General features: G+C 64.1%; 24 protein-coding genes and 1 tRNA gene. 10 read left to right on the plus strand and 15 right to left on the minus strand.

What is annotated here, in order from left to right; all coding sequences use genetic code 11:
• Positions 1 to 26 precede the first annotated feature (26 nt).
• The gene (locus tag D9V28_RS14665) at positions 27 to 1541 is read right to left on the minus strand and encodes a sensor histidine kinase (RefSeq protein ID WP_121660464.1); all 1515 of its coding nucleotides are present in this window, start codon (positions 1539 to 1541) and stop codon (positions 27 to 29) included.
• A gap of 5 nt (positions 1542 to 1546) precedes the next feature.
• A complete protein-coding gene (locus tag D9V28_RS14670) occupies positions 1547 to 2305 on the minus strand; it encodes a response regulator transcription factor (RefSeq protein WP_121660678.1) in 759 nt (252 codons plus the stop codon).
• 241 nt (positions 2306 to 2546) lie between these two features.
• On the opposite strand from D9V28_RS14670, the gene D9V28_RS14675 reads away from it, so the two are divergent.
• Positions 2547 to 3863, plus strand: coding sequence for an acyltransferase family protein (locus D9V28_RS14675; RefSeq protein WP_183086552.1), 1317 nt, complete (start codon positions 2547 to 2549; stop codon positions 3861 to 3863).
• 80 nt (positions 3864 to 3943) lie between these two features.
• Here the strand turns inward: D9V28_RS14675 and D9V28_RS14680 are convergent, their stop codons facing one another.
• Positions 3944 to 4783, minus strand: a complete 840-nt coding sequence (locus tag D9V28_RS14680) for an NAD-dependent epimerase/dehydratase family protein (protein WP_121660466.1) — start codon at positions 4781 to 4783, stop codon at positions 3944 to 3946.
• A gap of 124 nt (positions 4784 to 4907) precedes the next feature.
• Between D9V28_RS14680 and D9V28_RS14685 the strand changes: the two genes are divergently transcribed.
• The 4 genes from D9V28_RS14685 to D9V28_RS14700 all read left to right on the plus strand — a co-directional run bounded on the left by D9V28_RS14685 (position 4908) and on the right by D9V28_RS14700 (position 8009).
• A complete protein-coding gene (locus D9V28_RS14685) occupies positions 4908 to 5111 on the plus strand; it encodes a thioredoxin (protein WP_244934446.1) in 204 nt (67 codons plus the stop codon).
• Positions 5112 to 5143: 32 nt separating this feature from the next.
• Entirely contained in the window at positions 5144 to 6190 is a 1047-nt protein-coding gene (locus tag D9V28_RS14690) for a Gfo/Idh/MocA family protein (RefSeq protein WP_121660468.1), read from the plus strand.
• Positions 6156 to 6824, plus strand: a complete 669-nt coding sequence (locus D9V28_RS14695; protein ID WP_121660469.1) for a YqaJ viral recombinase family protein — start codon at positions 6156 to 6158, stop codon at positions 6822 to 6824. The genes D9V28_RS14690 and D9V28_RS14695 overlap by 35 nt, the downstream gene beginning before the upstream one ends.
• A gap of 165 nt (positions 6825 to 6989) precedes the next feature.
• Positions 6990 to 8009, plus strand: a complete 1020-nt coding sequence (locus tag D9V28_RS14700) for an NADP-dependent oxidoreductase (RefSeq protein WP_229728169.1) — start codon at positions 6990 to 6992, stop codon at positions 8007 to 8009.
• Positions 8010 to 8032: 23 nt separating this feature from the next.
• Here the strand turns inward: D9V28_RS14700 and D9V28_RS14705 are convergent, their stop codons facing one another.
• The gene (locus D9V28_RS14705) at positions 8033 to 8986 is read right to left on the minus strand and encodes an ArsR/SmtB family transcription factor (RefSeq protein ID WP_121660471.1); all 954 of its coding nucleotides are present in this window, start codon (positions 8984 to 8986) and stop codon (positions 8033 to 8035) included.
• A gap of 57 nt (positions 8987 to 9043) precedes the next feature.
• On the opposite strand from D9V28_RS14705, the gene D9V28_RS14710 reads away from it, so the two are divergent.
• A complete protein-coding gene (locus D9V28_RS14710) occupies positions 9044 to 10354 on the plus strand; it encodes an MFS transporter (protein WP_183086554.1) in 1311 nt (436 codons plus the stop codon).
• Positions 10355 to 10546: 192 nt separating this feature from the next.
• On the opposite strand, the gene D9V28_RS14715 is transcribed toward D9V28_RS14710, so the two are convergent.
• The 6 genes from D9V28_RS14715 to D9V28_RS14740 form a co-directional block, all read right to left on the minus strand.
• On the minus strand, positions 10547 to 11077 hold the full coding sequence (locus D9V28_RS14715; RefSeq protein ID WP_121660473.1) for a GNAT family N-acetyltransferase: 531 nt from the start codon (positions 11075 to 11077) through the stop codon (positions 10547 to 10549).
• Positions 11078 to 11167: 90 nt separating this feature from the next.
• Positions 11168 to 11857 (minus strand): 50S ribosomal protein L1, encoded by a 690-nt coding sequence (rplA, locus tag D9V28_RS14720; protein WP_121660474.1) that lies wholly within the window; start codon positions 11855 to 11857, stop codon positions 11168 to 11170.
• A 138-nt stretch (positions 11858 to 11995) separates the two neighbouring features.
• On the minus strand, positions 11996 to 12427 hold the full coding sequence (rplK, locus tag D9V28_RS14725) for a 50S ribosomal protein L11 (protein WP_108390140.1): 432 nt from the start codon (positions 12425 to 12427) through the stop codon (positions 11996 to 11998).
• A gap of 92 nt (positions 12428 to 12519) precedes the next feature.
• Complete coding sequence (gene nusG, locus D9V28_RS14730) at positions 12520 to 13512, minus strand: transcription termination/antitermination protein NusG (RefSeq protein WP_121660475.1); 993 nt, start codon at positions 13510 to 13512, stop codon at positions 12520 to 12522.
• An 85-nt stretch (positions 13513 to 13597) separates the two neighbouring features.
• Positions 13598 to 13873, minus strand: coding sequence for a preprotein translocase subunit SecE (secE, locus tag D9V28_RS14735; protein ID WP_121660476.1), 276 nt, complete (start codon positions 13871 to 13873; stop codon positions 13598 to 13600).
• Positions 13874 to 13915: 42 nt separating this feature from the next.
• Positions 13916 to 13988 (minus strand) — tRNA-Trp (locus tag D9V28_RS14740).
• Positions 13989 to 14279: 291 nt separating this feature from the next.
• Here D9V28_RS14740 and D9V28_RS14745 point away from each other — a divergent pair.
• The 3 genes from D9V28_RS14745 to D9V28_RS14755 are packed head-to-tail and all read left to right on the plus strand — an operon-like array spanning position 14280 to position 16590.
• On the plus strand, positions 14280 to 14720 hold the full coding sequence (locus D9V28_RS14745) for a VOC family protein (protein ID WP_121660477.1): 441 nt from the start codon (positions 14280 to 14282) through the stop codon (positions 14718 to 14720).
• 9 nt (positions 14721 to 14729) lie between these two features.
• A complete protein-coding gene (locus D9V28_RS14750; RefSeq protein ID WP_121660478.1) occupies positions 14730 to 15389 on the plus strand; it encodes a winged helix-turn-helix transcriptional regulator in 660 nt (219 codons plus the stop codon).
• A gap of 1 nt (position 15390) precedes the next feature.
• Complete coding sequence (locus tag D9V28_RS14755; RefSeq protein ID WP_121660479.1) at positions 15391 to 16590, plus strand: pyridoxal phosphate-dependent aminotransferase; 1200 nt, start codon at positions 15391 to 15393, stop codon at positions 16588 to 16590.
• 21 nt (positions 16591 to 16611) lie between these two features.
• Here the strand turns inward: D9V28_RS14755 and D9V28_RS14760 are convergent, their stop codons facing one another.
• The 4 genes from D9V28_RS14760 to D9V28_RS14775 are packed head-to-tail and all read right to left on the minus strand — an operon-like array spanning position 16612 to position 19303.
• Positions 16612 to 17733: a UDP-N-acetylmuramate dehydrogenase gene (locus tag D9V28_RS14760; protein WP_121660480.1), complete on the minus strand. Its 1122-nt coding sequence runs from the start codon at positions 17731 to 17733 to the stop codon at positions 16612 to 16614.
• On the minus strand, positions 17730 to 18155 hold the full coding sequence (locus D9V28_RS14765) for a MaoC family dehydratase (protein WP_121660481.1): 426 nt from the start codon (positions 18153 to 18155) through the stop codon (positions 17730 to 17732). Before D9V28_RS14765 ends, D9V28_RS14760 begins: the two co-directional genes overlap by 4 nt.
• On the minus strand, positions 18152 to 18598 hold the full coding sequence (locus tag D9V28_RS14770) for an FAS1-like dehydratase domain-containing protein (RefSeq protein ID WP_121660482.1): 447 nt from the start codon (positions 18596 to 18598) through the stop codon (positions 18152 to 18154). Before D9V28_RS14770 ends, D9V28_RS14765 begins: the two co-directional genes overlap by 4 nt.
• A 45-nt stretch (positions 18599 to 18643) precedes the next feature.
• Positions 18644 to 19303, minus strand: a complete 660-nt coding sequence (locus tag D9V28_RS14775; protein WP_121660483.1) for a DUF937 domain-containing protein — start codon at positions 19301 to 19303, stop codon at positions 18644 to 18646.
• Positions 19304 to 19488: 185 nt separating this feature from the next.
• Here D9V28_RS14775 and D9V28_RS14780 point away from each other — a divergent pair, with 185 nt between their 5' ends.
• The gene (locus D9V28_RS14780; protein ID WP_147441022.1) at positions 19489 to 20019 is read left to right on the plus strand and encodes a hypothetical protein; all 531 of its coding nucleotides are present in this window, start codon (positions 19489 to 19491) and stop codon (positions 20017 to 20019) included.
• Positions 20020 to 20022: 3 nt separating this feature from the next.
• Here the strand turns inward: D9V28_RS14780 and D9V28_RS14785 are convergent, their stop codons facing one another.
• Positions 20023 to 20799, minus strand: a complete 777-nt coding sequence (locus tag D9V28_RS14785; RefSeq protein WP_121660485.1) for a sulfite exporter TauE/SafE family protein — start codon at positions 20797 to 20799, stop codon at positions 20023 to 20025.
• Between the last annotated feature and the right edge of the window lie 177 nt (positions 20800 to 20976).

Below are 20976 nucleotides of genomic sequence, written 5' to 3' on the forward strand. Positions count from 1 at the left end.
ACTGTAGCCCGAGCCGAAAGTTGCCGTCAGGGCATTGCGCTGGCGGCGCCCTTCCCGTATCCCACTCGTCCGTCGGCGTCGACCGTTCCTGCGACCAGCGGCAGGGTGACAGTGAAACGCGTGTTTCCGGAGACGGACTCGACAGCCACGGTTCCCGCGTGCGCTTCAACGACACCGGAGACAATGGCGAGGCCCAGACCGGTTCCGCCTGACGCGCGTTGTCGGGACTGGTCGCCTCGAACGAACCGTTCAAATACGGAGCTGAGAACGGACGGGTCGATGCCCGGACCGTTGTCGGTTACCGAGATGCGCGCCACGGCGCCATCTACTTCGAGCGCGGCGACGACACGCGTGCCGGTCGGTGTGTGCACCCGAGCGTTGCCGAGCAGGTTGGCCACGGTTTGAAACAACCGCTGCGAATCGCCGGTCACGACGACGTCGCGGCCGGGAAGCTCGATCTGCCAGTCGTGCTCGGGCGCTGCCGCTTTCGCATCGCTGACGGCCGCTGCGACAAGTGCGCCGAGCTCTACCGGGTCTCGAGCGAGATCGCGTCCCTCATCAAGGCGGGCAAGCAGCAGCAGGTCCTCGACGATCGCCGTCATCCGCACGGCCTCGGACTCAATCCGGCCGAGCGCATACGTGGCGTCCTCTGGGAGCTCCTCCCCTGACCGTCGAGTGAGTTCGGCGTATCCGCGGATGGACGCGAGCGGTGTGCGCAGCTCGTGGCTGGCATCCGACACGAAGGTCCGCACCTTGTTCTCCGACGCCTGGCGCGCGGTCAACGCTGCGGCGATGTGCCCGAGCATGCGGTTGATCGACGCCCCAACCCGCCCGACCTCGGTATTCGGGTCGGCGTCCTCGTCGGGAACGCGGACCGCAATGGCCACGTGACCGCGATCGAGCGGAAGCTCTGACACGTCAGACGCTGCCTGTGCCACCCGGTCGAGCGGCCGGAGGGCGAGCCGGACGATGACATACGACGCGGCACCGGCGAGGAGCAACACCCCGAGGGCGATCGCGCTAATCACCGCGATGAGCTGGCCGAGGGTGAACTCGAGGTCGGCGAGCGGCAGACCCACGATCATCGCCCCGTCCCCCGCCTCGACGGCAACAACCCGGTACGAACCGAGCTCTCCACCCAGGTCGATCGACTCGGGCTCGCCGCCGAGGCGAACCGAGAGGAGGGTCGCCACCTGTCCGGTGGTCAGCGGCCTCAACTCGCCGGTCTCATCGAGGTAACCGGCATAGCGCACAGCCCCACCGCTGATGATGGCGCCAAGTGTTCCGGCCGACTGGCCTGGCACACCGACGAACTCGGGAACGGGAGGCTGCTCCTGCCGCGGAAACGATCCACCGTTGCCCTGCGGCGACTCAGCAGCGCCGGATGATCGTGTTGTCGCCGCAGTCAATTGCGCGTCGACGCGCCCGAGCAGCACAGATCGAACGCTCACGACACTCGCGAAACCGATCACCACAGCGGCGAGCGCCAACAGAGTGACGACAGCCACCACGAGTCGCTTGCGCAACGTCCACCGTGACATCCGCTTCACTCCAAGATTTCTGGGGCCTTGAGAATGTACCCGGCACCACGCACCGTTGAAATCATGGGGGCGCGACCGGCGTCGATCTTCTTGCGGAGGTAGGAGATGTAAATCTCGACAACACTGGCCTTGCCGTCGAAGTCATAACTCCAGACCCTGTCGAGAATCTGCGCCTTCGACAGCACCCGCCGCGGGTTGCGCATGAGGTAGCGCAGCAGTTCGTACTCGGTGGCGGTCAGTTCGATCGCTGTTCCGCCTCGGCTCACCTCGTGACTGTCCTCGTTGAGAACGAGGTCACCGACGGTCAGGAACGGTCCATCGGATGCTCCGGTGAGCGTCGATCGCCTGATCAACGCACGCAGGCGGGCGACAACTTCCTCGAGGCTGAACGGCTTGGTGACGTAGTCGTCCCCGCCAGCTGTGAGGCCGGCGATTCGATCGTCGAGCGCGTCCTTGGCGGTAAGGAAGAGAACAGGCACATCGTCGCCGTCTGCTCGCAGGCGGTGCAGCACACTCATTCCATCGATGTCGGGAAGCATGATGTCGAGCACGATCGCGTCCGGCCGAAACTCGCGCGCGACCTCGAGCGCCTGTCGCCCGGTTTCGGCGGTTCGAATCTCCCAGCCCTCGTACTTGAGCGCCATCTTCAAAAGATCGGTGAGGCTGCGTTCGTCATCGACGACAAGCACCCGAATGGCGTTGCCATCCGCTCGCTTCAGAGGGACGGATGCCGCGGGGCGGGAAGAAGAAACGAATGCGCTCACAGTCCAAGTATCGGCTTCTGCCTATGAACAAGCTATGAGTCACCTTGGTAGCGCCTCTGCACCTTTAATACGGAAGGAACTGCCAGCCTCGGCATCGGCCGGGCACATTCGGCTCCCATACCTTTGCTACCGCTGCGGTCGCCCGGACCCCAGCGGTCGCCCGTCCGTGTGGGGACTGCGGCGTACCCCCAAAACGGCGCTGTTTGCTTCCCGCCCGTTCGATCCCCACCACTCTCGGCTCATGACACGCTCCGTCGACGAAGCTCCCCGCACGATTCCAGCGGGGCGCGACCTCACGCTCGACCTCGCCCGCGTCTTCTGTGTGTTGCTCGTTGTCTTCGTGCACATCCTCTTCACCGGCGTGGGCCGCGGCGAGAACGGGTCGCTCGTGATCGAGAGAACCGTCGAGTCCCAACCCTGGTTCAACGCAGCAACCTGGGTCGCCAACGTCATGCCGCTGTTTTTCGTGGTCGGCGGTTACGCGGCGAGAGCCGGCTGGCGGACGGCGGTTGCCAAGGGCATCAGCGCCGATGACTTCATTCGGGTCCGCCTGGCGCGGCTCGCGCGGCCAGCCGTCCCGGTCTTCATCTTCTTCACCCTCGCCCTCGGGGCAACCCGCATGCTCGGCATCGCTCCGGAGCTCGTCGACGCGATCGCCATCGGTGTCGGCTCACCCCTGTGGTTCCTCGCCGCATACATGATCGTTCAGGCGCTTGCCCCTGCCATGATGCGCTGGCACGAGCGACACGGAGGGTGGGTGCTTCTTTTCCTGTTGGGCGCCGCCCTCGCGGTCGACGCCTTCCGTTACGTGTTCGTCGGTGGGGTCCTGGGGATCGATCCGCTTCCGCCAACCGGCTACGGAATCGGCCAGGAGGTATTTGGCATCCCGAACGTTCTCTTCGTCTGGCTGTTCGCCATGCAGGTCGGCTTCTTTCTGTACGACGGGTGGTTCGCGCGGCTTCGCTGGTGGCAACTCGTTCTGCTCATCGGCGTCGGGTATGCCGCCCAGTGGGGGCTGGTGTCTCTCGGCGGGTACTCGGTGAGCATGCTCGGCAACCAGTGGCCGCCGACAGCGACGATGGCCGTTTTTGCCATGGTGCAGGCCGCCGCTCTCACGCTCCTGCACGCACCACTGACCGCGCTCATGCGGGTACGGGTTGTGCAGGGCGCCGTCTTTCTCATCGGGTCACGCCTGATGACCGTCTACCTGTGGCACCTGCCGATGATCATGGTGCTCATCGGCATCGAGTTGCTGCTCCCGCTCCCCCTCCCGGAACCGGGCAGCCCGGAGTGGTGGTGGACCCGCGTGCCGTTCCTAGTCGCCGTTCTCGGCGCCGTGCTTCTGCTGTCGCTGTGGCTGGTGCGGTTCGAGAGAGTTCCCCCGGTGATCACTCCCCGCTTCCCGGCGGGTTGGGCAACGCCGCTCGCCGTGATTGTGTTCGTGCTGCCCATCCTGGCGATCACCGCCTACGGTCTCGACTTCCCGCTCGCCGCCCTCGCCCTCGGCGGCTGCGCGACCTCGCTCTGGCTCACCGGCTCGGCGAGAACCGCGGTCTGACCACCTCCGCGGGTCGCGAGTTGCTGGGTTCGAGCGGTTCCGCGCGGCGGGACCCCGTAAACCCAGCACCTCGCGAAAGGTCAGTCGCGCCAGGAGTGCTGCGGGTCGAACCCGAGTACCCGTCGCGCCTTGTCGATCGACAACAGGGTGTCGTTCGTGCCCAGTTCCCGCGTCACCGGAACACCGGAAAAGGTCTCAGCGACCAGCTCGGCGTTCGGCCGGCTCATCACCGTGTCTGCGGCGGCGATGATGAACCGATCGAAACCGGTGAACTCAAGCTCGAGCGCGCGCTGAACGGCCTGCGCGCCGTCACGCCCGTCGATGTAGCCCCAGAGGTTCCACTTGCGCAGTGACGCATCCGCGTCGAAATCGGGGAACTCCGCGTAGTCTTCCGGGTTCATGACGTTCGAGAACCGCAGCGCGATGATCTTGAGGTCGGGATTCCAGCGCACGAGCTCGATCGCCATTTGCTCCTCGAGATGTTTGACAAGGGAGTACGTGCTCTCCGGGCGGGCCGCGTATTCCTCATCGACCGGGATGTATGGCGGCGGCGTCTCGAACGGCAGCCCGAGCACGGTTTCACTTGAGGCGTAGACGATGTTGCGGATGCCCGCCCGGATCGCCCCGTTCAACACGTTGTAGCTCGCGAGAATGTTGTTGGAGAAGGTCGCGACGTTGCTCGACAGGCCGGACGCCGGGATGGCGGCGAGGTGCACGACGGCGTCGAAACCGGAATGCCTGTCGTCAACGCCGAGCAGCGCATCGAGGGTTTGGCCGTAGTCGGTGAGGTCGACCCTCACGAACCCGGGCCCTCGCTCTCCGACAGCATCGAGGTTGATGACGTCGTTTCCGGCCGCACGCAATTCACGGACGACGGTGCGTCCCAGTTTTCCGGATCCTCCGGTGACAGCAATTCTCATGCACCCATTCTGTTGCAGCCGCCGTCTTTCACGAACGGGGTGCGGAAGAACGTGGTTGAGTGTAAGGATGCAACTCGTCCTGTACACCTCGTCCTTCTGTGAGCCTTGCGCGCAGGCGCGATCAGTGCTCGCGGAAGCCGGGCGCCTCGTGCCGCAAGCCCACGTGATCGAACGAGATGTCGCGTTTGAGAATGTTCAAGCCGCCGACGACGGCATCCGGATCACGCCGACCGTCATTGTGCTCGATGACTCAGGCACCGAGGTGTTCCGCGCGACCGGCGTGCCCACCCTCAACCAGGTTCTGGCGGCAGCAGCCAAGGCCCTTTAACTCCTCGCGCGTACGCGCAGATCGGCCCGCCAATGACGACGCTCCCGAACCCTCGCTTCGCCAACCCGCGCGATGCTCCGACCCTTCGCTGGGGAATCGTCGGGCCAGGCGCTATCGCGAACGATTTCACGCGTGTTGTACTCGCGCACACCACTCAAGAGGTGGTTGCCGTGTCCTCACGTTCTTCGGAACGTGCGGCGCTTTTCGCGGCGGCCCATGGCATCCGTTCGTCGTATGGAAGTCACGACGAGCTCTTTGCGGATCCGGGGATCGATGTTGTGTACATTGCGGTTCCGCACACCGAGCACGTCAGGCTCGCGCTCGACGCGATTGCGGCGGGCAAGCACGTGCTCGTTGAAAAACCGATGGCGACAACCGCAGCCGATGCGAAGCGCGTTGTGAATGCCGCGCGCGCGGCCGGGGTGTTCGCGATGGAAGCGCTGTGGGCGAAGTATTTGCCGAAGTTCGACGTCATTCGGCAGCTGCTCGACGACGGCGCGCTTGGCGACGTGCGATTGTTCTCCGCTGACTACGGGTTCAAGGCCGACTACAACCCGGGCTCACGATTTTTCAACCCGGAACTCGGCGGCGGCGCGCTGCTCGACCTCGGCGTCTACCTCATTGCGACCGCATCGTTCGCGCTCGGCGAGTTCTCATCGGTCACCGCGAGAGGGCAACTCTCCCCCACCGGCGTCGACGTGCAGGCGTCGCTCCTGCTCGAAACTGCGGCAGGCGCGCAGGCTGTGATGTCGACGACGCTGCTCGCCGATACCCCCGGCCAGGCGAACATCGTCGGGACACACGGGCGTATCGCCATTGACCGGGTGTTCGTCGGTCCCGGCGGCTTCACCTTCTCCCCTGCCGGCGGAAACCCTGTGCGTTTTGAGGACACGTCCGGGCTCATCTGGCGTGAAGGGCTCAGCTATCAGGCGTCCGCCGTTGCACGGTATATCTCGGAGGGACGAACCGAATCACCGCTGCACTCACTGGACGAAACGTTGTCGGTACTTAGGACTCTCGACGAGGCGCGCCGACAGGTTCGTGATGGCGGCAGCATCCGTTCGTTGGAGGCACAATAGAGGAGTGACTTCCACTCATCTCGACCGCCTTGTCGCTGACTCGTCGGATCGAGTGGCCTGGCTTCGGGCGCGCTCTCGCGGGATCACCGCGACCGACGTTGCGCGCCTGTCGAGCGCGAAGTCCATCGACGCCGTTGCCACCGAGAAACTCGGAGGAGGGCCCAGCTTCTCCGGGAACGCGTACACCGATCACGGGCGGGCCCGCGAACCGGAGATTGCACGGTGGGTGGCTGCGACGCACGGCATTTCGCCGTCGTCTGCGCTGTTCCACGCCGAAATCGAGAAGCGGCACCTGGCCACGCCGGACGGCCTGGCCGTGACGAACTCGGGTGCCCTCGTGCTCGCCGAGATCAAAACGACCACCAAACCGTGGCGGAGTGTGCCCCGCAACTACCTGCGCCAGATCTGGTGGCAACAGTACGTGCTTGGTGCTGAACGCACGCTCGTCGTGTGGGAGCAGCACACAAACTTCCAGCCTCTCGGCGAGGAGCCGATGTGCCGTTGGATCGACCGCGACGACAGGGAGATCAACCAGCTCGTCGGCCTGGCCAACAACCTCATCGACGAGCTGCACAGGCGAACCACCCGGGTGTCTCGCTACGTCGTGAACGACGACCCGTACGACATCCCGTAGGTCGCGCTCCTGATGCCGGATGCCGGGCTCAGGAGGATTGTTTGCTGGGCGGGAACTCGGTCGTAACACCGCTGACTCATTGTGGGCGTTAGCTAGAGCACATGGCGACGACGACAGGGGGCAGCGATGCGTGAGGGTGTGGGTATTGCGTGGCAGACTCGGGGCATGACTGGAACTTCTGACGTTTCCCGGGGCGAGGTACCAGCAGCTGTCGTTCTTCCGGAGACGATGCGCGCGGCAGTTATCGACGCCGTCGGGGACGCCGGTTCGCTCTACGAGGCGACGGTACCTGTGCCGAGCGCCTTCAACTCGGAGTTCATCGTTCAGGTCGTTGCGGCAGGCATCAATCCCATCGACGCGAAGACGCGGGCGGGGCGCGGCGTCTCGGCGGGGATCTCGAGCTTTCCTGCCGTGCTGGGTTTCGACTTCAGCGGCGTCGTCGTGAAGGCACCGTACGAGGCACATCCGTTCCGGCCGGGCACCGAGGTGTTCGGCATGACGATGGTGCCGCGCACCTCGGGCAGTTATGCCCAGTACGTCGCGGTCTCCACGCTCTCTGTCGCGAAGAAGCCCGCTGCGCTCTCCCATGTCGAAGCGTCTGCCGTTCCGCTCGCCGCGCTGACTGCGTGGGGCATGGTCGTCGAAGTGGCCAAGGCCCATCACGGCCAACGCATTCTCATTCACGCCGGCAGCGGTGGCGTTGGCCACTTCGCCGTGCAGTTCGCGCGCTACTTCGGCGCGCACGTCATCGCTACAGGGTCGACCCGCAATCAGAACTGGCTGCGGGAACTCGGGGCGAACGAGGTCATCGACTACTCAACCACTCGGTTCGAGGATGTGGTGAGCGACGTCGACGTGGTCATCGACCTCATCGGCAACGTTGTCGACGACACCGGCAGCAGGTCGCTCGGGGTACTGCACGAGGGTGGCCTCATCGTCAACGCACCAACGGGCAGCTGGCCGACCTTCCTCGAGGACGCTGCCGCAGCCGGGCTCCGTGCGACGACGTTCAAGGTTGCCCCGGACGGCGACACTCTGTCGACGATCGCGCGGCTGCTCGAATCTGGCGACGTTCACGTCTTCGTCGACGAGGTGTTCGACCTCGCGCACGCCGCAGACGCGCACCGCGCGCTCGAGTCAGGCCACACCCGCGGCAAGATCGTGCTAACAATTCCGACGCACTGACAGCTCACTCAGCGGGTTGCGGCTCACGCGCCGGAGAGCGCTTGGCCCAGTTCGCTGCGGAAGTACAGCACGCTGTGGCCGTACCGCGTCGACGTGACGAGACCGGCGTCAGCCAATGCGCGCAAGTGCTGGTTCACAGCCGAAGCGCTGATGCCAAATCGAATGCCGAGCTCGGTTGATGAGGCAGGCGAGCGCAGAGCGGTGAGCAGCTCCGTTCGGCGAGCACCGATCAGGTTTTCGAGCGCGGTCGAGCGCTGCCCTGTCTCCACTGCCCACATCGTTCCCTGCCCGCGGGCCGGGTACATGATGAGCGGCGCTTCTCCGGCACCGATCGGGGCAGACGCCCGCCGGGTGAACATCGTAGGGACGAGAGTCACACCGGAACCACCTGCATGCTCTATTCGACTGTCAGGGGCGGACAGAGCGACGGAAACGACTCCTCGTTCGTACGACACCGCTGAGGAAATGCCATTGAGCATGGCGGCCAGACCGTCGTGCGCGATGACCCGTCCCCTGTGCACGATGTCCGCCTCCAGAATCGCACGCATCCGGGGCCAGTGCGGCTTGAGGCAGGCCTCCCAGTACTCGCGCAGAGCGCTCGTCATCCGCCGAATCGCCTGTTTTGGCGGGCCGGCGAACACGTCAGGCAGTTCAGTGTGAATCGAGAGGAGCCCGCTCCGGAACGTCTGGGAACTGATGCCATCGAGTACCGCGAATTCATCGTCGATCCGGGTGAGCGGAGAGGCAGGTCGCGGGTTGAGGAAGTCCGGCGTCCAAAGCCTCTCGTTGACCAGCGCGCTCAAAGCCGCACCGTCGAGATCCCGCCGCAAACTCTCGGTCCGAGCCAGCCACGGCAATTGCAACGGGTACCGCTCAGGGTGGCTGACCGAGCGAAGTGAGAGCCCCAGTTCGCACAGTGGGGAGATTCCGAAACGAACACCACCCAGATCCGACTCGCTGAGCTGGTACCGCAACATGAAGCACAACGCTACATCACTAACGGATGCTGTCAGTTGCGTGGGACAACAGAGAACGTGACCTTCTCCCCACCCACCGGCCTTCCGTCCTCATCCGAAACAGGTTCTCGACCAACCATCGCGAACCGCCGGTTCGGTGCAAGCCGGTTTGACGCGATACGTCAGGATCCGGTACTCAGCCGGTTAGTGCTTGCCACCTTCGTCTCCACGCTCGGCCGCGGCGTCTTCCTCACGCTCACGGTGCTGTACTTCACGCTTATCGTCGGGCTGCCCGCCATCCAGGTGGCGCTGCTCCTCACTATCTCGAGCGCGATTGGAGTGGGCACGTCCTATCTCGGCGGGCATCTGGCCGACCAGTTCAGCGCGAGGCGACTCGTAACCTGGCTGGTCATCGTCGAAGCAGTGGCTCTCGCCTGCTACCCGCTCGCCACATCGTTCGGCGCAGCCCTCGCGGTCGCGTGCGTGGTCACCGCAACCGAAAGAGCCGCGAACTCGACCCGCGGTGCGATCATCGCCAGGGCCTTCACCGGCCAGCGCCGGGTGGGAGCACGGGCAGTGCTTCGCACGGTCACCAACATCGGCATTTCCCTGGGGAGCGCTGCCGGCGGGCTGGCCCTGCTGATCGCCACACCGACGGCGTATCGCACGGTGATGATCATCGCCGCGGTCGTCACAGGCGCTAGTGCCTTTCTGCTGTCCCGGCTGCCCGACTATGTCGACGCACCACAGCACGTGCCCGAATCCGGAGTTGCAGCGCCCGTCCGCGGCCGGTCACCGTTTCGAAACCCGAAATACCTGGCGCTCACGGTTCTGTCCGGCATCTTCGGCATGCAGTTCGGCGTCGCCGAGGTCGGCCTTCCGTTGTGGATTGTCAACGAAACCAGCGCACCGAGCGCCGTGTATTCGTTGCTCCTGATTCTCAACACGGTGCTCGTCATTCTGTTTCAGGTGCGACTCTCGCGCGGCACCCACGACGTCGCCCACGCCGGCAAGGTGTCCGTGCTGGCCGGACTGCTCATGGTGGTGGCATGCGGACTGTACGCGGGATCCGCGGACCTCGCGATCGGCATGGCCATCGTTCTCCTCCTCGCGGCGATGGCGGTGCACTCCTTTGCGGAAGTGCTCTCAAGCGCCAGCAACTGGGGGCTCAGTTTCGAGCTGGCCGACCAGTCCCGGGCCGGCGCCTATCAGGGCCTGTTCGCGATGGGATATTCACTTGGCTCGATGGCCGCACCCCTGGTGATTAGCGCAACCGTGCTCACTCACGGTGTCCTCGGTTGGGTGATCCTCGCCGCAATCTTCCTTGCCTCCTCGGTCGGGATCCACCTCCTGGCGAAGCATCACCTTAAGACCCTCCCAGCGCACTGACACCAGCTTCGCGCCGCGCTCGGACCCTTGGCCGAGGAGCAGGTGACACTTGTGGCGGGTGCCGCGCGTGAACATCCACAACAAGTGTCACTCGAACCTTTCGGCCCGATTTCAGGTGCCAGTTTTTGCGAGTGCGAGACGCCCCAACCCACAAGAAGTGTCACTTGAACGGCCACACGGTCGCGGAGAGCGCTACAGCCGCCGCTCCATCGTGAAGTCGCTGTGCAACTCGGGCCCGAGGGAGAACGTCTTCTCTCCGACCACCCGAAAGCCGCTCTTCTCGTAGAAACGCTGCGCGCGTGCGTTCAACTGATTCACGCCGAGCCAGATGCCGACAGCGCCGCGAGCTCGCGCCTCGTCGAGCGTCGCTGCCATCAGCGGAGCGGACACGCCACGCCCGTGCGATCCGGCGAGCACATACACCTTGCTGAGCTCGATGGTCGGCCGGATACCCAGCGCGGCCGCGACGTCCGCGTCTGCCGGTTCACCGGCGATGAGCATCGTGTATCCGCAGAGTCCACTCTCGTCCTCGGCCACAACGATCACGCGGCCGTCGTCGACCAGGTACTCGCCAAACTTCGCGGCCGAGAGGGTGCCCGCAATGTATTCAGCGATCGCCTCGGGTGCGCTTCCAGGCGGGCAGGCAAGCGGAAACGTGACAGCAGCAAGTTCGCTCAGCCCCGTGGCATCCGCTTCACGGGCACGTCTCACAGTCACAGTCACCCCGCCATTTTAGGGGCGACGGATGCTTCGGGGCACGAAAAAGGACCCCGCACGAGGCGAGGTCCTTTCCGTCAGTTCGAGGAAAACGAACTAGATGGAGTTGATGTCCATCGGGATGCCAGGACCGAAGGTGGTCGAGACGGTGCCCTTGAGGATGTAACGGCCCTTCGAGGAGGACGGCTTGAGGCGGTTGACCTCTTCGAGAGCTGTCGAGATGTTCTCGAAGAGCTGCTCAGAGGAGAACGATGCCTTGCCGACGACGAAGTGCACGTTGGAGTGCTTGTCGACGCGGAACTCGATCTTTCCACCCTTGATGTCGTTGACCGCACGGGCCACATCGGGGGTGACGGTTCCGGTCTTCGGGTTCGGCATGAGGCCGCGGGGTCCGAGGACCTTACCGAGACGACCGACCTTGCCCATGAGCTCTGGGGTCGAAACCGCAGAGTCGAAGTTGGTGTAACCGGCGGCTACCTTTTCGATGAGCTCGTCGCCACCGACCTCGTCAGCGCCAGCAGCGATTGCCGCTTCTGCTGCGGGGCCCGTTGCGAAGACGATGACGCGGGCGGTCTTACCGGTTCCGTGAGGAAGAATCACGGTACCGCGGACCATCTGGTCTGCCTTGCGGGGGTCAACACCGAGCTTGAGGGCAACCTCAACCGTGGAGTCGAACTTGGCCGAACCGGTCTCCTTGGCAAGGTTAACTGCCTCGGATGCGGAGTAGACCTTGTCTGTGCCGATTTTCTCGGCGGCGGCCCGGTAGGCCTTTGACTTCTGTGCCATGTGAATTTCTCCAATTCGAGAATGTGGTCATTTGCGCCTGGCCGGCGCTGCCACGAATGTTGTGTCGTGAGTCGGCGTCAACTGGCCGAACTCGGGTGGAATCCTCCGCGCACGGGCGGTTCGGATTCCGGGGTGTTACTACGCTTCGACGGTGATTCCCATGGAGCGAGCGGTTCCGGCGATGATCTTCGACGCAGCGTCAATGTCGTTTGCGTTGAGGTCGGCCATCTTCTGCTCGGCGATCGAGCGGACCTGCTCCTTGGTGAGCTTCGCAACCTTGACGGTGTGCGGGGTTCCTGAACCCTTCGCAACGCCGGCAGCCTTCTTGATGAGCTCTGCGGCGGGCGGGGTCTTCAGGATGAACGTGAACGAGCGGTCCTCGTAGACGGTGATCTCGACCGGGATGACGTTTCCACGCTGGGATTCGGTCTGGGCGTTGTATGCCTTGCAGAATTCCATGATGTTCACGCCGTGCTGACCCAGTGCCGGGCCGATTGGCGGGGCGGGGTTGGCGGCGCCAGCCTTGATCTGAAGCTTAATCAGACCAGTGACCTTCTTCTTCGGTGCCATGTTTCTTCCTTCTTATTGGGGTTCGAGCGTCCGTCCGTGTGACGGGTGCTCTCCCGCTGGCTCGGTTGAGCCGCGGTGGTTTGAGAAAACTTCTAAAGCTTGGTGACCTGGTCGAAGCTGAGCTCGACCGGGGTCTCACGCTCGAACAGCGAGACGAGAACGATGAGCTTTCCGCTCTCCGGCTTGATTTCGCTGATCGAACCGGGGAGGCCTGCGAACGAGCCTTCCTTGATCGTGATTGTCTCGCCGATCTCGAAGTCGACCTCGGCCGGAATCGAGCGAGCGGTCTGGCCGCCCTTGCTGCCCGTTGCCTTGGCCTGGGTGGCTTCCTTGACCTCGACGAGGCTCTTCAACATGTTGAAGGACTCTTCGAAGCGCAGCGGCGTCGGGTTGTGTGCGTTGCCGACGAATCCGGTGACGCCGGGGGTGTGGCGAACGACAGACCAGGAGTCTTCGTTGAGGTCCATGCGGACGAGCACGTATCCGGGGATCCGAACGCGAGTGACCATCTTGCGCTGGCCGTTCTTGATCTCGACGACGTCTTCCATCGGTACTTCAACCTGATAGATGAAGTCTGCGACGTCGAGCGATCCCTTGCGCTGCTCGATGTTCGCCTTCACCTTGCGCTCGAAGCCGGCGTAGGAGTGAATGACGTACCACTTGCCCGGCATGCTGCGCAGCTCGGCGCGGAACGCGTCGTACGGGTCAACGTCTGCGGCTTCGGGCTCTTCACCGTCGTACGGTGCAACCTCTGGCTCGAGTTCTGCTTCTTCTTCGCGCTCAACCTCGACCGAATCCTCGATCGCCAGGGCGGCGGCCTCAGCCTCTGCGGCCTCGTCGATCTCGAGTGCGTCGTCAACGACGGCGTCGGCTTCGGGGTCGACAGCCTCGGCCAGAGCGTCGAGCTCTTCTTCAATGTTGATGGGAGCGCTCGAGGGGTCCTCTATGTGAAGCGCCGTGTGCTCGGCGGCGTCGACGGAATTCTCCTCGGCGGCGAGCACGTTGCCCTCCTGGGCCTCGTCGGGCTCGCTTGACTGCTCAGCGGCTGTTGCCCAATCGACGTCGTCTAGATTTCTCTCCGACACTTAAATCTCTTTCCTTTGGCTCTCGTTTGGCCGGTGCACGGCCACGTTGCGCTTTCTTGAGGTTCGAATGAACGGATGCCGGTGGCTAAGCCGCTGGCGTACCGAATGTAAAGATCACAACCCAGCTGAAGACCTGGTCCAGGCCCCAAACCAGCGCCATCATGATCACGACGAACACGAGCACAACACCGGTGTAGCTGAGCAACTCTTTGCGGGTCGGAGTGACGACCTTCTTGAGCTCAGCAACCACCTGCTTCAAAAACAGAATGATCCCGGCGAAGGGTCCGCGCTTGGCAGCGCGCTCTTTCTTCGCTGCTGCGACGATTTCCTCGCTCGGTTCGTCGATAACTTTTCGGGCCACCTGGTTACACCTTTCATGAGCCGGGGTGTTAACACCGACGCGCAGGGCGGACAGGACTCGAACCTGCAACCTGCGGTTTTGGAGACCGCTGCTCTACCAATTGAGCCACCGCCCTATGACCGGAGACCCGGTCGGGAAGGCAAAATCTGTCACGCTATTTCGAACTGCACTCCCCAGCAACCGAAACTACGGCAAAACAGGAAAATTGGCGCAAAAAAGCTTGGCAGATTTCAACTACCTCCCCCAAGTGTACAGGCCGATTCCCTCAGCGCCAACCCGAGCACGCCGGCCCTCGCACCGGGGGGTGCGCGCCCATGCAGAAGTGCCCCTTGACGCCTTACTTGCTTTTTGCAAGCATGGCCCCTGACGGTGACCGTCACCGCCGGGTACGTCAAAGGAGACACTCGTGACCGACGTCTTTATCAACCTCCCCACGCGGGACCTTGAGCGCTGCAAAGCGTTCTACGCGGCTCTCGGCTGGGAGATCAATCCGCTGTTCACCGACGAAAACGCTGCCTGCGTCGTCGTCGACAAGAACATCTACTTCATGTTCCTGACTAACGATTTCTTCGCCACTTTCACCGACAAGAAGATCATCGATCCAACCACGGCGGCGCAGGCGTCGTGCGGCTTCAGCCGCGAGAGTCGTGACGAGGTCGACGCGATGATGGAGAAAGGCCTCGCCGCCGGAGGAAGCGAACCGCGGCCGTCCCAGGACTATGGCTTCATGTACTCACGTGACCTCGAGGACCCGGACGGCAACATCCTCGGCTTCCTTTACATGGACCCCGTTGCGGCCGAGAAGGGCCCTGAGGCGTATCTGGCAGAACAGGGAGCGCAGGCCTAAAGGCTGACCATGGCAGCTCGCAACTACGGTCAGTACAGCGGCATGACGACCGCCCTCGAGCTGGTCGGCGAACGGTGGGCCCTGCTCATCGTTCGCGACCTGCTCGTCGGGCCACGCCGCTACACCGACCTCAAGGCTGGGCTGCCGCGCATCCCCACCAACATCCTCAGCACCCGGTTGCGTGAGCTGCAGGAGAGCGGCGTTCTCGCTCGCGCACCGCTTCATCACTCGGTCGTGTATGTGCTCACCGATCTCGGCCGGCAGCTCGAGCCCATAGTTCTTGCGCTCGGGCGGTGGGGATTGCAGGTGACGAACGATCCGGCCGAGGGCGACGTGATCACGGCGGATTCACTCACAATGGACCTGTACTCCGCTTTTCGAACGGATGCCGCCAGCACGCTGGCAGCGACGACCTACCGTTTGCACGTTGGTGACGTCGACCTCGCTGTGTCGGTAGACGGTGCAACCGTGCACATCGCGCCGTGGTCATCTGCAACTGCCGAGCTGGAACTCGAGGTGACTCCGAGCATCCGTTCGCTGATTGCAGGCGAGGTTTCACCGGAGAGCGCGAGAGAGCAGGGAATCGTGCGAATTGCCGCAGGAAACCCGGAGCTTCTCGCCCGATTCGCCGCGACATTCAGCCTCGCGTCCGTCGCGGTACCCTTCTAGGGTGAGCACAACACCGAGACTCTCCACGAAGATTTCCGCCATCGCCGAATCAGCAACGCTGAAGGTCGATTCGAAGGCGAAGGCCCTGCAGGCCGAAGGCCGGCCCGTGATCAGTTATGCCGCAGGCGAGCCGGATTTCGGCACGCCGCAGCACATCGTCGAGGCCGCCATCGCCGCGGCCAGCGACAAGAAGAATCACAGGTACACCCCGGCAGCAGGGCTGCCCGACCTGCGCGAGGCCATCGCGGCGAAGACCCTGCGCGACTCAGGTCTTGCGGTTCGCGCGAGCTCGGTGCTCGTCACCAACGGCGGCAAGCAGTCGGTTTACGAGGCGTTCCAGGTACTGCTCAACCCGGGCGATGAGGTCATTGTTCCGACGCCGTTCTGGACCACATACCCCGAGGTCATCGCCCTCGCAGACGGTGTCGCCGTCGAGGTTTTCGCCGATGCGTCGCAGGGCTACCAGGTCACGCTCGAGCAGCTGGAGGCCGCACGCACCGAGCGCACCAAGGTGCTGCTGTTTGTGTCGCCGTCGAACCCGACAGGAGCCGTCTACTCCCCCGAACAGACAAAGGCCATCGGCGAGTGGGCACTCGAGCACGGCATCTGGGTGATCACCGATGAGATCTACCAGAACCTCACTTACGACGGCGTGAAGGCGCTGTCGATCGTCGAAGCGGTTCCAGCGCTTGCCGAGCAGACGCTTCTCGTGAACGGTGTGGCGAAGACCTACGCGATGACGGGCTGGCGCGTTGGATGGACCGTCGGCCCGGCCGATGCCATCAAGGCACTGTCGAACCTGCAGTCGCACCTCTCCGGCAACGTCAACAACATCGCTCAGCGTGCCGCGATCGCCGCGCTGACCGGCCCGCAGGACGATGTCGAGACCATGCGCCTGGCGTTCGACCGCCGCCGCAAGGTCATCGTCTCAGAACTCAACAAGATCGACGGGTTCTCGGTGCCGACCCCGCAGGGTGCGTTCTACGTTTATGCGGACGTCACAGCGCTTCTCGGCAAGGAGATCGGCGGGGTCACCCCGACGACATCGCTCGAGCTGGCCGACCTCATGCTCGATTCGGCCGAGGTTGCCGCTGTTCCCGGTGAGGCGTTCGGCCCGTCCGGGTACCTGCGCTTCAGCTATGCGCTCGGCGACGACGCGTTGCTCGAGGGTGCTCAGCGACTGCAGAAGCTGTTCGGCTAGATCGACGTGCGTGAACCTCGGCTAAAAGTCGAGGTTCACGTACACCGGCTCGGGCTGCAGCACGACGCCGAACTCAGCGGCGACGCGCATCTGCACGTACCTGGCCAGCGAGGCGATCTCGTCCGCTGTCGACCCACCGGTGTTGGTGAGCGCGAGCGTGTGCTTCGTCGAGATACCCGCCCGAGAGCCTGGGAGGCGGAAACCCCGGGTGATTCCGGCTCGTTCAATGAGCCAGGCCGCACTGAGCTTCACTCGCGCGCCATGTTCGAACGACGGTGGCGGCACATCGCCGGTCCACTCGCCGAGCGGGATGACGACGGCATCTTCGTGCTCGTCCCCCATCGGCCAGCGCGGAGCATCCGCTGGCAGCGATCGAGCAAACGACTCGGACACGATCGGGTTGGTGAAGAACGATCCGGCACTCGACGTGTCTGGGTCTGACGGGTCGACAACCATACCCTTCGACCGGCGCAGGTCGAGCACGGTGCGACGCACGTCGGCGATGGGTAGCCGGGCTCCCATCTCAACGCCGAGCGCTGAGGCGAGCTGGGCGTAACCGATCGGAGCGCTGAGCCCGGCGTCATCCGTGAGCTCGACGTCGATGGAGACCACAACGCCGTTCCGCTCCGGCGCGTGTCCGCCGTGGCGTTTGAGCACCGAGGTGCGGTATCCGAGCCCGAGTTCGGCGGCGGGCACCCGAACCAGGTCGCCGTGCTCACGGTCGAGCAGCTCGACAGCGACGAGACAGGCGGAGAGCTCCTGCCCGTACGCGCCGATGTTCTGGATGGGGCTCGCACCGCACGAGCCGGGAATTCCACTGAGCGCTTCGATGCCAGCAAGGCCGCGCTCGACCGCAAAGGCGACGAGGTCGTCCCAGCATTCGCCCGCCTGCACACGCAGCAGCACACGCCCGTTCTCGGATGCCAACACCTCGATGCCGCGCGAAGCTACCCGGATCAGGGTGCCGTCGTATCCCTCGTCAGCGACGAGCACATTGGAACCGCCGCCGAGAATCAACGGGTCTTCGCCGAAACCCCAGACCGAGGCAACAGCAGACACGAGTTCATCTCGAGTCGTCGCCGTGATCGTTTCGACCGCTGGACCGCCGACCCGAAGCGTCGTGAGTTCAGAGAGGTTCGTCATCGTCGGCCAAGTGCAACGCGCACCTGCGCCTTGCCGAGCACTGTCTTGCCGTCAAAGCTCACGGTCAGGTCAACCCGCGCGACACCCTCATCGAGCGCACCGATCTTCGCAACCACAGTGACGAGTGCACCGTCCTGCGGGTGGACGACAACGGGGCGGGTGAACTTCACCGCGTAGTCCACGACGCGGGCGGGGTCTCCGGCCCAGTCGACAACCGGCTGAACGGCGAAACCCATCGTGAGCATGCCGTGTGCAAGGACACCGGGCAGGCCGACGGATGCCGCGACATCGTCGCGATAGTGAATGGGATTGAAGTCACCGGATGCTCCGGCGTACCGAACGAGGGAATCCCGCGTTAGCGGGAACTCACGTTCCGCAATCACGTCGCCGACGGTCAGTTCGTCGAAAATGGGCGTGCTCATTCGTCACCTCGCACAACAAGGGTGGACGTCGCGGTCACGACGTGGGCTCCAGTGGCATCGACCATGGTGGACTCCGCCGTCACCATCGCGTGCGGACCGAGCGTCTTCACACTGGTCACCGTCAACGTCGCGGTCAGCTCATCCCCGGCCACGATGGGGCGAGTGTAGGTGAAGCGCTGGTCACCGTGCACAACGCGAGTGAAGTCGATACCTGCATCAGGTTCGCTCAGCAGTTGAGCGAGGGTCTGCTCTTGCACAACGACCGCGAAGGTCGGCGGCGCAACGACACCGGCGTGACCTGCCGCGAGCGCAGCATCCGTTTCGAAGTTGATCGGGTGAGAGGCGAAAACGGCTCGCGAGAACTCGCGCACCTTCTCGAGTCCGACGAGGTATGGCGGGGCCGGCGGGAACACGCGACCCTGAAGTTCGGGGTTTACTGGCACCCGTCCAGCCTACCGGGGCGTGCAGGGACCTCTGGCGGTGCGCCGTTACTTGCGCCCGCCACCGAGCAGGCCACCGAGTACATCACCGATGCCGCCAGACGATCTGCTGTCGCCGCCGAGCAGCCCGCCGAGGATCTCACCGATGCCACCGCTGCTGCCACTGTCTGACGAACCGCCGCCGAGGAGGCCGCCAAGTATTCCACCGAGGCCACCCTGCTCCTTCTCGGGTGTCGGTTTGGGCACGCGCGACTGCATCGGCTCGGTCGGCTGGGCCGTCTCGGTCGACTGCTTGCGCTCGGAGAACTGCTTGGCGAGGTAGCTCAGCACGATCGGGGCGAGAATCGGCAACAGTTTGCCCACGACCGATCCGCCCGTGAATGACGCCGGTTGGGTGGTTCCGCTCGACAGGGTTGCGACCACCTGGTCCTTGTGCTCACCGAAGATGTGGCTGACGATCTTCTCGCCGTCGGCCGGGTCCACCTCCTCAAGGTCGATACCGCCTTCGACGAGGGCGGGTGAATGCTGCGAGACGGCTTCCTCGAGGGAGGCCGCGCCGCCGGCATCCTGCGCGTTGGCCTCAAGGCCACTGACCAGAGCGGGAAGCGCCTGCTCAACCGCGGCGGAGGCGGTTGCCTCATCGACGCCCAGCCTGGCGGCGATGTCAGCGATCGGAAGTCGGCCGAGTAGATCGTCGAGTGATGGCATGGTGTCTCCCTGTCGAACGGCAATTTCGGAAAATCGTACAGACGAGTATCCACAGGCGGTAGGGCCTAGAAAACTGAAGCGTCCGCACGGTAAGTGAGAAGGTCGCACGGGAACGGTACTCTCGGATGCGAACGGTCATTGCCGATCGCATCCGCCACGACCCCGTCCCGAATCGCAAGGAGCCCATGAATACATCGCAACTCCCGTACGCTGCGCCGGAATTGGCGAGCTTTGAGGATTCGGCTGTTGGTTACCTCAAGCGCCGGTCGTTTTTGGTGGTCTTCACCCTGCCCGGCCTCGTCATCGCGGGTGCTGGCGCAACCTGGGTGCTGATTTCAGCGGCCCTGCGGGAGAACATCGAGTCGGGTCTGATCATGACAGGGATGGGGCTGGCGATGGCCGCCATCGGCTGGCTTGCGACATTACCCATGCGGTTCAGCCGTAAACCGCCTACACCGATCCGATGGACCGAAGAGATGGAGCGCTGGGCATGGGGCTGGCCGCTCGCGCTCGGCATAGTGACAGCGCTCGTCATTGCTGGTGGTGCAGCACTCGTTCTGTTTGCCCCGCTCGGTCGGGAACCGGGTCGGATCGCCCTGGTGGCGTCGATCGCAGCGTACCCCGCCTCAATGTGGGTCGGCTTGCTCTACATCAAACACCTCAGGCTCCGACGCAACGAGAACTATGCCCGGTGGCTGGCGAAGAGGGCCAGGTAGGGCTCAGCGCGAGCGCAGCGCCTTCACCGTCATCTGCACGGCGACCGCCGCCAGGAAGATCGCGAAAAGAATTGTCGAGAGTGTCGGCGAAATGACGCTGGCCAGCGCCGCACCGATGGCCGTGGTTGTGCAGGCCGAAACGCCGATCACCGCGGCGGCGGACAGATCGACGTTGTGGCGACGGAAGTTTCCGATCGTGCCGAACAGCGCCGTCGGGATGATGACAAGAAGTGAGGTGCCCTTCGCGACGAGGTCGCTCGCTCCGAACAGCAGGATGAGCAGCGGCACGATGACAACGCCACCGCCAACACCGAGCAGACCGGACAGGATGCCGGTGCCGAGGCCGAGCACAACGAGGCCGATTCCGCTGAGCACTGTGATCTCGACGAAGGCGTCTCTCGAGGGGATGACGAGAAAGAGCGTCGCGATGACGACGACCAGGAAGCCGATGAACAGCCACGACAACACCTTGCGTGGGATGCGGTTGAGCAAAAGTGAACCGATCTGCGCACCGACAACACTGCCGAGGATGAGCAGCAGGGCTGCTGCCCAGTCGACGTAGCCGCCGATCGCATAGCTGATCACTCCGACGGAGGCCATCGGCACAATCGCGGCCAGCGACGTGCCAGCGGCGATGCGCTGGTCGAGCCCGAGCAGGAGCACGAGCGCTGGAACGATGAGGATGCCGCCACCGACGCCGAACAGGCCGGAGAGGAACCCTGCGGCGAGGCCGATGACGACGAGCCAGACCCAGTGTCCTCGTGTGCGTTGCTGTGGCATCCGCTTCCCTTCGTCGCCCGTGCGGCGAAATCGAACCTATCAGCCGGCGTCCGCGTCGAGCGGCGAGCCGACGCCGTGTGAATGCCCTGCGAGCTGGGTCGGATCGCGCAAACTCACGCGCCGCGGGTGCCAGAATTGACGAAGGCGCGCTCAAACGCGGGTCGTGAGGGAAGAAGG

It is taken from the genome of Mycetocola zhadangensis, from assembly GCF_003668565.1.
GTDB lineage: Bacteria > Actinomycetota > Actinomycetes > Actinomycetales > Microbacteriaceae > Mycetocola_A > Mycetocola_A zhadangensis.